This window comes from Flavobacterium akiainvivens (genome assembly GCF_001278115.1).
Lineage (GTDB): Bacteria > Bacteroidota > Bacteroidia > Flavobacteriales > Flavobacteriaceae > Flavobacterium > Flavobacterium akiainvivens.
The window spans coordinates 3,969,309-3,982,018 of record NZ_LIYD01000005.1; the positions used below are offsets into that span (position 1 = coordinate 3,969,309).

The 12,710-nt window shown below is 42.1% G+C and carries 9 protein-coding genes; all 9 read left to right on the forward strand.

The features are described from left to right. Nucleotides 1-53: 53 nt before the first annotated feature. The 9 genes from ruvA (at nucleotide 54) to AM279_RS17780 (ending at nucleotide 12,677) form a co-directional block, all read left to right on the forward strand. Entirely contained in the window at nucleotides 54-635 is a 582-nt protein-coding gene (ruvA, locus tag AM279_RS17740) for a Holliday junction branch migration protein RuvA (RefSeq protein WP_054409389.1), read from the forward strand. Between the two features lie 39 nt (nucleotides 636-674). Then, the gene (gene sov / locus AM279_RS17745) at nucleotides 675-7,934 is read left to right on the forward strand and encodes a T9SS outer membrane translocon Sov/SprA (RefSeq protein WP_054410403.1); all 7,260 of its coding nucleotides are present in this window, start codon (nucleotides 675-677) and stop codon (nucleotides 7,932-7,934) included. Nucleotides 7,935-7,995: 61 nt separating this feature from the next. Further along, nucleotides 7,996-8,376 carry a glycine cleavage system protein GcvH gene (gcvH, locus tag AM279_RS17750; protein ID WP_054409390.1) on the forward strand — a complete coding sequence of 127 codons (381 nt, stop codon included), beginning with the start codon at nucleotides 7,996-7,998 and terminating at the stop codon, nucleotides 8,374-8,376. After that, nucleotides 8,369-8,740: a VanZ family protein gene (locus tag AM279_RS17755; protein ID WP_074961388.1), complete on the forward strand. Its 372-nt coding sequence runs from the start codon at nucleotides 8,369-8,371 to the stop codon at nucleotides 8,738-8,740. Before gcvH ends, AM279_RS17755 begins: the two co-directional genes overlap by 8 nt. Nucleotides 8,741-8,781: 41 nt before the next feature. After that, entirely contained in the window at nucleotides 8,782-9,525 is a 744-nt protein-coding gene (gene deoC, locus AM279_RS17760; protein WP_054409392.1) for a deoxyribose-phosphate aldolase, read from the forward strand. Between the two features lie 243 nt (nucleotides 9,526-9,768). Continuing rightward, complete coding sequence (gene cyoE / locus AM279_RS17765) at nucleotides 9,769-10,683, forward strand: heme o synthase (protein ID WP_054409393.1); 915 nt, start codon at nucleotides 9,769-9,771, stop codon at nucleotides 10,681-10,683. Further along, nucleotides 10,683-11,276: a cytochrome c oxidase subunit 3 gene (locus tag AM279_RS17770; RefSeq protein WP_236688529.1), complete on the forward strand. Its 594-nt coding sequence runs from the start codon at nucleotides 10,683-10,685 to the stop codon at nucleotides 11,274-11,276. Before cyoE ends, AM279_RS17770 begins: the two co-directional genes overlap by 1 nt. A 46-nt stretch (nucleotides 11,277-11,322) precedes the next feature. After that, nucleotides 11,323-12,303, forward strand: coding sequence for a cytochrome c oxidase subunit 3 (locus tag AM279_RS17775; RefSeq protein WP_054409394.1), 981 nt, complete (start codon nucleotides 11,323-11,325; stop codon nucleotides 12,301-12,303). 20 nt (nucleotides 12,304-12,323) lie between these two features. Further along, nucleotides 12,324-12,677: a cytochrome C oxidase subunit IV family protein gene (locus tag AM279_RS17780; protein ID WP_054409395.1), complete on the forward strand. Its 354-nt coding sequence runs from the start codon at nucleotides 12,324-12,326 to the stop codon at nucleotides 12,675-12,677. The last annotated feature ends 33 nt before the right edge of the window (nucleotides 12,678-12,710 follow it).

Below are 12,710 nucleotides of genomic sequence, written 5' to 3' on the forward strand. Positions count from 1 at the left end.
GTGATGCACGGTTAAATAATTTTGCTATTTTTGAAACTCCTTAAAAAACAGATATGATAGCACAACTACAGGGAAGGCTGGTAGAGAAATCGCCCACAGAGGTGGTAATAGACTGCCATGGCGTGGGCTACCAGGTTAATATTTCGCTGCATACCTATTCGTTGCTTACTGATTCTGAGCATATAAAACTATATACCTTTTTACAGGTAAAGGAAGATGCACATACCCTTTTTGGGTTTGCTGAAAAAGCTGAGCGCGAACTTTTTAAGCTTCTCATATCCGTTTCGGGTGTAGGGGCAGGCACAGCCAGGACCATGTTGTCTTCGCTTGAGCCAAAAAACATCATACAGGCCATAGCTTCGGGTAATGTTGCCATTGTGCAGGGAATTAAAGGCATTGGCGCAAAAACAGCTCAGCGCATTATTCTCGACCTGAAGGATAAAGTGTTAAAAGTGTATGATTTGGAAGAAGTTTCGCATCCGGGTTACAATACAAATCGCGATGAAGCGTTATCTGCCTTGGAGGTATTGGGCTTTAACCGCAAACTGGCCGAAAAGGCAGTTGATAAAGTGCTGGCAGCAACGCCGGGCGCTACGGTTGAGGCAATTATAAAACAAGCATTAAAAAACTTATAGTCTTTGAGAACAGATTACCCAACCGAGTTTTTCAAGAAGATTCAATATACTTTTTCAGTCTTTTTTTTATTTCTGGGTATTGCAGCTAATGCTCAAATTACAGAGGAAGAAGAATATGAACAGGCGCAGGATTCTGTGCAGGGGTATAATACAGGACAAATTGCCATAGGCGACCCAAACAGTATTGTTAGTGCCTATAGCTATGACCCCGTTACAAACCGCTACATACTTACCAGTGTGCTTAGCGGCTACAACGTTAATTACCCCGTTATACTAACGCCAGAACAGTATGAAGAGCTTGTATTGCGCGAAAATATGCGCAACTACTACCGTGAAAAATCTAAGGCGTTAGACCCTAATGCCACCCCAGATCAGCAAAAAGACCTGCTGCCCAGGTATTATGTAAGGTCAAGCTTTTTTGAAACCCTTTTTGGTGGTAATACCATAGATATAAAGCCCCAGGGTTCGGTAGAAATGGACCTTGGTGTGCGTTATACCAAGCAGGACAACCCGCAAATATCTCCGCGAAACCGCAGCACTTTTACCTTTGATTTTGACCAGCGCATAAGCATGAGCCTTATGGGTAAGGTGGGTACAAGGCTAAACGTTACAGCTAATTATGATACCGAAAGCAGTTTTGCTTTCCAAAACCTTATAAAGCTTGAGTATACCCCAACAGAAGATGATATCCTTCAAAAGATAGAAGTGGGTAATGTGAGTTTCCCGCTGTCTAACTCATTAGTTAGGGGTGCACAAAGCCTTTTTGGTGTTAAGGCACAGTTTCAGTTTGGTAAAACCACCATTACCGGTATTTACTCTGAGCAAAGGTCTCAAACCAAAACGGTTACTGCACAGGGTGGAGGTACACTGCAGGAATTCAATATTTTTGGACTTGAGTATGATGCCGACAGGCACTTCTTCCTTTCGCAATACTTCCGTAATAATTATGACAGGTCGTTGAGGGGCTACCCCCTTATTGATAGCCGCGTGCAAATTACCCGTGTAGAGGTTTGGGTAACAAACAGGCAAAACCGTATTAATGCAACCGAAAACAACAGCCGTAATATTATAGCATTACAGGATTTAGGTGAATCAGCTGTGGTAAATAGTAACGGTGCAGATATTACACAACAGGCTGTGGGCTTTGCAACCCCGCCAAATCCCGCATTTTTTAATGTACAGGCTAACAGCTACCCGGATAACGGCAACAACAAGCTAAACCCCGAAATTATACCGGGCGGATGGCTTTCGTCTTCAATCCGTGAGATTGTAACGGTAGATAACAGCAGCTTTACAAACGGCCTTGTAGCCAGTGAGGGTACAGATTATTCTAAGCTTGAAAACGCCCGTAAGCTAAGTGCAAATGAATATACCGTGCACACACAGCTGGGGTATATATCGCTTAACCAAAGGCTTAATAATGATGAAGTACTTGCGGTTGCTTACCAGTATACTGTAGGTGCAGATGTATATCAGGTGGGTGAATTTGCTACAGATGGTGTTGCTGCCACTGTGGTAGACCAGGCCCCTGATGGTGCTGTAAATAACGTAAGCACGCAAACGCTGATACTTAAAATGCTTAAGAGTAATCTGGTAAATGTAAATGAGCCGGTTTGGGACCTGATGATGAAAAACGTTTATCAGCTGCCTAACGCCTACCAGCTTTCGCAGGAAGACTTCAGGTTTAATATATTGTATACAGACCCGTCTCCGCTTAATTACATTACACCGGTGCCGGGAACAAGCTTCCCTCCCGTAGACCCGGATATAAACCCGGAACTTTCTGTGGCAGATACACCGCTTTTACGCGTGTTTAATGTAGACCGCCTTAATTATACTAACGACCCGCAGTTTGCCGGCGATGGTTTCTTTGACTTTATACCGGGCTTAACGGTAGATACCCAAAACGGGCGTATTATATTTACTACGGTGGAGCCATTTGGTGAACACTTGTTTGAAAAGCTTAGATTAGACCCCCTTGAAGACTATAACTCTGTTAACGAAACAAGCTTTAATCCCAACCAGAAAAAATACGTTTTCCCTAAGCTCTATAACAGTACACAGGCTGATGCTTTGCAGGACAGCCACAAAAACAAATTCCAGCTTAAGGGTAGCTTTAAGTCATCGGGTGCCGGTGGCGATATATCGCTTGGTGCATTTAACGTGCCGCAGGGCTCGGTAGTGGTAACAACGGGTGGCCGTACCCTTGTAGAAGGGCAGGACTATACCGTAAACTACCAGGCCGGTACCGTGCAGATACTTGACCCATCACTTGCGGCATCTAATACCCCTATTGAGGTTTCGGTAGAAAACAATGCTACCTTTGGTCAGCAAACACGCCGCTTTGCCGGTGTTAACGTAGAACACAAGTTTACAGATAAATTCCTTTTGGGTGGTACTATTATCAACATGTCTGAAAGGCCGTTTACCAATAAAACCAACTACGGCCAGGAATCAGTAAACAATACCATTTTTGGCCTTAATGCCAATTACAGTACAGAGGTGCCGTTCTTTACCAGGCTGGTAAACAAGCTGCCTAATATTGATACCGATGTGCCTTCTAACTTCTCGTTCAGGGGAGAGGTGGCATACCTTAAGCCGGGCGCCAGCAAGGCAGACCAGTTTAATGGAGAGGCTACTACTTATGTAGACGATTTTGAAGGTTCGCAAACCACTATAGACATGCGTGGTGTTAGCGGGTGGAACCTTTCAAGTGTGCCGGTTAAAACGGCTTTTGAAGAGCTTAACCCACTTGTAAACGATCTTGAGGCGGGCTATAAAAGGGGTAAGCTGGCATGGTATAATATAGACCCTACTTTTTATGTAACCAGCCAGTTGCCAAGCGGTATTACCAGCGATGACCTGGCATTGAGCCGCACCAGGCGTATTTTTATGGATGAGTTATATCCGCAAGTAGATGTTGTGCCCGGCTCAACCGCGGTTGTAACCACGCTGGATTTATCTTACTTCCCTAAAGAAAGGGGGCCTTACAACTTTAACCCTGCCTACCTAAACGGTATTACCGATGCCCAGGCTGTACAAAATTGGGGTGGTATTACAAGGGCTATTACCTCTACTAACTTTGAGCAGACTAACGTTGAGTATATACAGCTTTGGGTACTTGACCCGTATTATGGAGCATCTTCAGACCCCAGCCTTGCAGACCCTACCAATACCGGGGTACTTGAAATAAACCTGGGTGAAATAAGCGAAGATATACTTAAAGATAACCGTAAGCAATATGAAAACGGTCTTCCGGGTGCCGATGGCCAGGCTACAACCTTTACTACAGAGTGGGGAGAAGTGCCGGTTTCGCAATCGCTTATTTATGCATTTGATACAGATAATGCCAACCGTGCACTGCAGGATGCAGGCCTTGACGGCCGCCTTGATAATGCAGAAGGTGTAGGTACAGTTTACCAGAATACTGAAGACCCTGCACAGGATAACTACCAGTTTTACCTTCAGGCTACCGGTGGTGTTGTAGACCGTTATAAAAACTATAACGGCACGCAGGGCAACTCGCCTGTAGAAGTAGGCAATACAAACCGAGGTAACTCTACCCTTCCGGATACCGAAGACATTAATAGGGACAACACCATGAACACTATTGATGCCTACTACCGTTATACTATCAATATAGAGCCCGGCGCTGTTGTAGGCAGCGGCTACCTTGTAGATGAAAGGATTAGTGATGTAGAGCTTACCAACGGGCAAACAATACCTGCACGCTGGTTGCAATATAAAATACCTATTGATATTGCCACAACCGATACAGACCGTATTGTGGGTGGTATAAGCAGCGTGCGCTCTATCCGTTTCATGAGGGTGTTTATGACAGGCTTTAAAGATGATGTAACCCTGCGTTTTGGTGCTATGGACCTTGTAAGGGGCGAATGGAGGAGGTACACCAACTCTTTTGATGAACTTACTGGTGGTGATCCAACCGATGAAGAAACCGGTTTTGATGTGGTTTCGCTAAGTATACAGGAAAACGCGCAAAAGAGGCCTATAGGCTATGTGTCGCCGCCGGGTGTAATGCGCGAGCAGCTTTACAGTAACAATGCGGTTATTAACCAGAATGAGCAGGCGCTTTCGCTTAGGGTGTATTCAACCACAGGTTCTACAAGCGATACCAGCGGCCTTGAACCGGGCGACTCGCGTGCAGTATTCAAAAATGTAAACGTAGATATGCGCCAGTACAAAAAACTGCGTATGTTTTTCCATGCCGAGGCACTGCCAAGTACTTCAAGTGTAAGTATACCGGAGAGCAACGCACTGCAAAACCAGGAAATGAAAGCCTTTATCCGTTTTGGTAACGACTTTACAGATAACTTCTACCAGGTTGAAATGCGCCTTGACCTAACGGCATTTAATGCCATTAGTGAAGAAGAGGTGTGGCCTAATGACCTTGTAATTCCGCTTGATGAGCTTACGGCGCTTAAGCTGGCCATGCTTAGGGGTGAAACCCTTCCGCTTGATGCTGAAAATGCCGTGTATAAAGACATAGACGAAAGGATAAGGATACGTATAAAAGGTAACCCTAACTTTGGTTATGTGCGCACCCTTATGGTGGGTGTAAGAAACGGTTATGAACCGGGCGATGCCGGTGCACGCCACTTAAGGGGTGAGGTGTGGTTTAACGAGCTTCGCCTTAGTGATATGGATAGCCAGGGCGGTATGGCCGCAACTGCTACCATGGATACTAACATGGCCGACTTTTTAACGCTTTCGGCTACGGGTAACCTAAGCACGATAGGATTTGGCAGTGTAGACCAAAGCCCTAATGAGCGCAGCAGGGAAGACCGCAAACAATACAACCTTGTAACTAATATTAATGCGGGCAAGCTATTGCCTAAAAGCTGGCATCTTAATGTTCCGTTTAATTACAGCGTAGGCGAAGAAATTATTACGCCAGAGTACGATCCGTTCTACCAGGATATTAAGCTTGAGCAGGCTATGGACCTTGCGACCAGCGAAGCAGAGCGTCAAAATATTAAAGACAGGGCTATAGACTATACCAAGATAAAAAGTATAAACGTTATAGGCCTTAAAAAAGAAAGGGCACCGGAGCAAAAGCCACACGTGTATGATATTGAAAACGTTACGGTTTCAATGTCGCACAACCAGACAGAGCACCATGACTACCAGATAGAGAACATGATAGACCACCAGGTGCGTGCCTCGGCAGATTATACCTTTAATTTCCAGAACAAGCCGGTAGAGCCGTTTAAAAATACGGGCTTTATGAAAAAAAGCAGCTACTGGAAACCATTAAGCGATTTTAACTTTAATTACCTGCCCAGCAGTATTTCGTTTAGTTCAACCATACTAAGGCAGTACAACATGCAGCAGTTTAGAAATATAGAGGTAGAGGGTATACCTATATCGCCGCTGTACCGCAGAAACTATTTCTTTAACTATCAGTATGGCTTAAATTATAACCTTACCAAGTCGCTTAGGTTTAACTACCAGGTGGCTACCAGCAATATAGTGCGCAATTATCTTGATGAATACAACAGGCCTATAGATGAGTATACTGTGTGGCAGGATTTCTGGAATACCGGTGAGCCTAATACCCATACACAGCAGTTTACGGCTAACTATGAGCTGCCGCTAAATAAAATACCGGTGCTGAGCTTTGTTAAAGGAACTTATACTTACAATGGTACCTATAACTGGATTCGCTCTACCGATGCGTTAGCTTATACTATAGATGGCATAGCGTTAGGTAATACCATACAAAACAGCAGCCAGCATAGGCTTAATACTAAATTTAGTATGGATATGCTGTACAAATACCTGGGTATAGGGGTTAAAAAAGCGCCTAAGGCAGCGCCAAAAGCAGCCCCTAAACCGGGTGAAAAAGTAACGGCGGCGCCAAAGCCACAAAGTAGCGGTAATGTATTTGTAAATGGTATTGTGGGGGTATTAACCAGTGTAAAAAGTATTGATATTAACTATACAGAAAATAATGGTACCATACTGCCGGGTTACCTGCCTTCTATAGGGTTTTTAGGTACTACTAAGCCTACACTGGGCTTTGTATGGGGTAGCCAGGATCCAGATGTAAGGTATGAGGCCGCTAAGCTGGGTTACCTTACACCTTACCAGGAATTTAACCAGAGCTTTACGCAAACGTCTACAAAAACGCTTGATCTTACTGCTACGGTAGACCTGTTTCCTGACCTTAAGATTGAGCTTCTTGCTAAAAGAATGCGCCAGAATAACCTTTCTGAGCAATATGATGTAACTGATGATGGCATGTACATGCCAAGGTCGCCTTATACATACGGTAACTTTGAAATCTCTACCATTATAATAAATACCGCTTTTGAAAAGAGCGATGTAAACGGTTCGGCTGCGTTTGACCAGTTCAGGCAAAACAGGATGGTAATTGCCGAGCGCCTTGCCTCTCAATATTATGGTGTGCCGGCAAGCCAGCTGCCAAGGTACCAGGCCGGTGCTAATGAATTTGCAACCGCTAATGCCGGTTATCCTGTAGGTTTTGGCCGAAACAACCAGGCCGTGTTGCTGCCTGCGTTTATAGCCGCTTATTCGGGTAAAGATGCTTCGTCTTCATCTACCGGGTTGTTTAGAGATATTCCGTTGCCTAACTGGACTATTAAGTACACCGGGCTTATGCGTTACAAATTCTTTAAAGACAGGTTTAAGAGCTTCTCGCTGCAAAGTGCCTATAAGTCTTCTTACAACATAAACAGTTTCCGCTCTAACCTTGAGTATAATGAAAACCCGGGTGGGCAGGACAATAACGGTGTAGGTAACTTTAATAATAAGTACATTATATCTAACATAAACCTTACCGAGCAGTTTAGCCCGCTTATAAGGGTAAATATGCAAATGAAAAACTCGGTTAGTGTTAATGCCGAGGTTAGAAAAGACCGTACCCTAAACATGAGTTTTGATAACAACCTGCTTACAGAGGTTAGGGGTAATGATTATGTTATAGGGCTGGGCTATCGTATAAAAGATGTAATTATACACTCAAGCCTGGCAGATAACCCTACTAACACCATAAAGAGTGATATAAACCTGAAGGCAGATGTTACGTTAAGGAAAAACATGACTATTATCCGCTATCTGGACTATGATAACAACCAGCTTGGTGGTGGCCAGGATATGTGGTCGGTTAAGCTTACGGCAGATTATGCGTTTAGCAAAAACCTTACTGCCATATTCTTTTATGACCATCAGTTTAGTAAAGCGCTTATATCAACAGCATATCCTATTACCAATATCCGTTCGGGCTTTACCTTAAGGTATAATTTTGGTAATTAATTGTAAAAACTATTTTGAGATATTAGGATAAAACATACATTTGCCAAAAACAACAACAAACATGAATATTCCTGCTGATTTAAAGTACACCAAAGACCACGAGTGGGTTAAGATTGAAGGCGACACAGCCATTGTAGGCATTACAGATTTTGCCCAGAAAGAACTTGGTGATATTGTATATGTAGAGGTTGAAACCCTTGACCAGACTCTTGATAAAGACGAGGTGTTTGGAACTGTAGAAGCGGTTAAAACGGTATCTGACCTGTTTTTGCCATTATCAGGCGAGATAGTTGAATTTAACGAGGCGCTTGAAACCAATCCTGAACTTGTAAACAGCGATGCTTATGGCGAAGGCTGGATGGTAAAGGTAAAAATCAGTAATGAGGCTGAAATTAGTGAACTTTTAGATAGCGAACAATATAAAGAACTTATAGGTGCATAATAAATACTTTTGGGCAGCGATATTTTGGACAGTAGTTATATCTATTTGTTGCCTCGTAAGTATTAAAACGTTTGAGGGGGCTGCAGATATTGGATCGGCAGATAAATATGTTCATTTTACCTTCTACTTTATCTTTACTATATTGTGGTGCTTTTTTCTTAAAAGCAAAAACGGAAATTCATTTAAAATACGTTTAATTGTTTTTGCTTTTGCCTTTTCATTTGGTGCTATAATTGAAGCCTGCCAGGAGTTTTTAACTGAAGACCGTAGTGCAGATATTGGTGATGTAATTGCTAATACATCGGGCAGTGCAGGGGCTGTATTGTTTATGTGGCTTAAAGATAAACTCTCAAAAAAGAAATAATAGTAATCCCGGTTTTGGCCGGGATTACTTATTTTTATAACATGGATATCAGGAAATATTTAGATGCTACTTATTTAAAAACAGCAGAACAGGCTGGTGTTACTGCCAAGCAAAACCGGGAAATTTTAACCCGTTTTGTGCAGGAGGCTGTTGAACAAAGTTATAAGCTGGTAATGGTAAGGCCGGATATGGTTGGGTTGTCAAGAAATATAATTGATAACGCTAACAGCAACGTGCTTGTGGGTACTGTTATAGATTTTCCTGACGGAAACGCTCCGGTAGAATTAAAAATGACAGAGGCGGCAGAGGCAATAAATAATGGGGTTGATGAACTTGATTTTGTAGTTAACTATACAGCTTTTATAAACGGTAAAGCTGATGTTGTTGCAGCACAGGTTAAACAGTGTACTGCTTTAGGTCTTAATGAGGGAAAGGTAGTAAAGTGGATTATTGAAGTTGCGGCACTAAATAATGATCAGATTGCAGGCCTTACTGTATTGATTCGTGATGTTGTGTTGGCAAATTTTAAGGAAGCCGATTATCAAAAAATATTTGTAAAATCATCTACAGGTTTTTATAAAACCGAAGGTGGTAAACCAAATGGAGCCACGCCTGAAGCGATTAAAGTAATGCTCGATAATTCGGGTCCGCTATCTGTAAAAGCAGCAGGTGGGGTAAGGAATTATGAAGAGGCTGTTGCAATGGTTAACTTTGGTGTAATGCGTATAGGCACATCGGCTGCAAAGCAAATTGTAGATGGAGAAACCACATCGGGTGGTTACTAAATAAAAAACCTCCCCCTTTCGGGAGAGGCATCCTTTTTCATAGCAAGTTTAAAGGAATTTTTCTTTTTTATAGCAACAATCAATAACACCTTTATGAGTGTGATTTTATAATAGACGCATAAAAAAATGAAAGGTTGCGTAGGGGTGTAAAAAAATATATACTTTTTGGTTAAAGCTTTTAAGAATTAATGCTTTGCCGAAACGCTTTTTTTGGGTTATCTTTGCGCCAGTTTCTAAAATTCAATGAAAATTACTTTAAAAGCTTCACATAACGAGGTTTCTGCACGTTCGCTGTTTGCTGATTTTGTAGCCATAACAAAAGCAAGGCTTGCTATAAGTGTTGTTTTTTCTTCGGTTGCAGGATACTTACTTGGTTTTTCAGATGAACACCCTTTTAGCTGGTTAACGCTTTTTCTTTTGGCTGTGGGCGGCTACTGTATGGTAGGTGCCAGCAATGTTTTTAACCAGATTATAGAAAAAGACCTTGATGCCCTTATGGACAGGACAAAAAACCGTCCTATCCCTGCGGGTAAAGTAACGGTTAAAGGCGCATTTGCACTTGGTGCAGTTTTAACCATTGCCGGCCTTGCAATATTGTATAGTATAAACCCTAAAACAGCTATGTTTGGGGCTATATCTATCTTTTTATATGTAAGTGTCTATACTCCCCTTAAAACTAAAACCCCCCTTTCGGTATTTGTAGGTGCTTTTCCGGGTGCCATACCGTTTATGCTGGGGTGGGTGGCAGCCGTGGGCCGTTTTGATATAGAGGCGGGTACGCTGTTCCTGATTCAGTTTTTCTGGCAGTTTCCGCACTTTTGGGCTATTGGCTGGTTTTTATTTGATGATTATAAAAAAGGCGGGTTCTTTATGTTGCCTACAGGCAAAAAAGATAAAAAAACCGCAATTCAGATTATTTTGTATACAATATGGCTTATAGTAGCATCTTTGCTTCCGGTGGCGGGCTACACGGGCCAGTTTAAAATAAGTATTTATGCTGCGGCGATAGTATTGTTGCTGGGAGTATGGATGCTAATGGCGGCAATAAAGCTGTATAAGAAAATGGACGCGCAAACGGCAAAAAAGCTAATGCTGGTAAGTGTTTCTTATATATCGCTGCTTCAGGTAATATATGTTATTGATAAATTTTTAAGGTAATGATGGCACAGCAGGTTAAAATGAGTGTTGAAGAGCATAATGAGCGCACTGCGCGTTCTAAAAAAATGCTTATGTGGTTTGCTATGGTAAGTATGTTTATGACGTTTGCCGGTCTTACCAGTGCCTATGTGGTAAGCAGCAAGCGCAGAGACTGGATTAAAGACTTTGAGTTGCCAAATGCATTCCTGCTTAGTACTGTTGTAATAGTAATCAGTAGTATTACATTTTACCTGGCTAAAAAAGCTATTCAGCAAAATAACAGGAGTAATGCAACGGCATTGCTTTTAACAACTTTAGGCCTTGGTGCAGCGTTTGTTGCGTTGCAGTTTTATGGCTTTGACCAGATTGTTAGCGGGGGGTATTACTTTACCGGAAGCAACAGTACAGTAACCACATCTTTCCTGTATGTTATAGTGGTGGCGCACCTTGCGCACCTGTTTGCAGGGCTGCTTGTGCTGCTGGTTGTAATTTATAATCATTTTAAACAAAAATACACCCCTTCTCAAACCCTTGGATTAGAGTTAGGTGCAATGTTTTGGCACTTTCTCGATGTTTTGTGGGTATATTTGTTTCTGTTTTTCTATTTCTATTAATAGAAAAAAATGTACATTTGAAAACTTTTTAACTTAATATCGTTATATGGCAGCGACAGTTACTACAACAGCCGTTACTACTGGCAAAACATGGGATGGCGGAAACGAGCCTATGGGAGCAAGCTATGGCAAAATGATGATGTGGTTTTTCATCGTATCCGATGCTTTAACTTTCTCAGGATTTCTTGCCGCTTATGGATTTTCAAGGTTTAAATTCATAGAAATTTGGCCTATTGCAGATGAGGTGTTTACCCACTTCCCGTTTATGCATGGCAAAGAAGCGCCAATGTATTATGTGGCGTTAATGACCTTTATCCTTATTTTCTCATCAGTTACCATGGTGCTTGCTGTTGATGCCGGCCATCAGCTAAAAAAGACTAAAGTTGCTATTTATATGGCGCTTACCATTGTGGGTGGTTTAATATTCGTGGGTTCTCAGGCCTGGGAATGGAAAAACTTCATAAAAGGTGAGTTTGGTGCTATAGAAACCAAAGGTGGTGCAATACTACAGTTTGTAGATGCAGAAACCGGTAAAAGGGTAGCGCTTGCTGATTTTGCTGTGCACCTTCCAACAGAAGAAATTCAGAAAAGAAAAAGTAACGGTATATGGTTTCAGGATGCCCCTACACGTACAAGCTACTCTGTAGCCGAAGTTGCCGAGGGCTTTAAAACACATCCTAACGTTCTTGTAAGGACTGAAATAATTAAAGACAAAAAGAAGACCGTACTTAACAGGGCTGAGTCTGAAAAAGCAATGGAAAGTGCTGCCCTTGTGGTAGAAGGTGCTAACCTTACGCACAATGAATATGGCCACAGGCTGTTTGCAGACTTCTTCTTCTTTATTACAGGTTTCCACGGTTTCCACGTATTCTCTGGTGTAATCATTAACATTATCATATTCCTTAACGTGCTTGTAGGTACTTATGAGAAACGCAGGAGTTATGAAATGGTAGAGAAAGTAGGTTTGTACTGGCACTTTGTAGACCTTGTATGGGTATTTGTATTTACCTTCTTCTACCTTGTTTAATTATATAAAAAGTTATCAAAATGGGAGCACATACTCACGAATCTAATACTAAAAGAATCTGGACCGTTTTCGGCCTGCTTTCTGTAATAACAATTGTAGAGGTAGCATTAGGTATTGTTAAGCCTGATTTCCTTTTCATGAGCGACCTTTTCAGGTTAAGCCTTCTTAACTGGATATTCATTATCCTTACTATTGTAAAAGCGTACTACATTATGTGGGCGTTTATGCACCTTGAAGGCGAAAAAGCCAGCTTAAGGTGGTCAATAGTAGCACCGCTGGTGTTCCTGATTATTTACCTTGTAGTAATATTACTAATAGAAGGTAACTATGTTTTTGACGTGTTTCACAATTCTCAATATAAGTGGATTTTCTAACAACACATAATTCATAAAAAAGGCGGTTTTTTC